1 pseudogene is annotated in these 694 nt (G+C 75.5%); it reads left to right on the forward strand.

From position 1 onward, the window contains the following. A pseudogene (locus tag D7V88_RS41975) lies at window positions 1-694 on the forward strand (hypothetical protein); the annotation flags it as partial.

The following is a 694-nucleotide window of genomic DNA, read 5'->3' on the forward strand; positions in this document are numbered from 1 at the left end:
CAGGCGCCAACGGATGCTCCCACGGCGGAAGTCCCCACCCCGGCGGCTCCGGCGGTGAGCCCCTGGTCGGAGACCCTGGGCGGCCCGCAGGACGATACGGGCTCCGGGCTGGCGGTGGGGCGGGGCGGGGACGTGCTGTGGGTGACGTCCGGCACGCCGCGCTCGGATGAGGACCGGGACCCGGTGGATGGTGAGCGGCTGGTGTTGACGCTGTCGCGCTACGCGGCGGACGGGACGCGGGCGTGGGCGAAGGAGTTCGAGCGCAACCGCCTGTCGGACCTTCGCGTGGCGGGCTCCACGGGCGCGGACGGCGCGGTGTTCCTGTCCGGCAACGCGTTCCTGTACTCGGCGGACTTCGGGCTGGGCGAGGCGCAGGATGGCTTCCTGGTGAAGTTCTCCGCGGACGGCGCGCCCGAGTGGCAGCGCCGCGTGGGCCAGAAGGTCTACGCGCTGGCGGCGGACGCGGCCGGTGGCGTGGTGGCCCTGGGCGAGGAGTGGACGACGCAGGCCCACACGCCGCAGTTGGTGCGCTACGCGGCGGACGGTGCGGCGCTCTGGACGCGGACGTTCGATGGCGCGGCGGAGGGCACGCTGCTGTCGGCGGTGGCGCTGTCGGCCACGGGCACGTCGGTGGTCGCCGGCAGGCTGGTGGGCCCGGTGACGCTGGACGGGCGCACGTTCGACGCGGCGGGGG

It is taken from the genome of Corallococcus terminator (assembly GCF_003611635.1).
Lineage (GTDB): Bacteria > Myxococcota > Myxococcia > Myxococcales > Myxococcaceae > Corallococcus > Corallococcus terminator.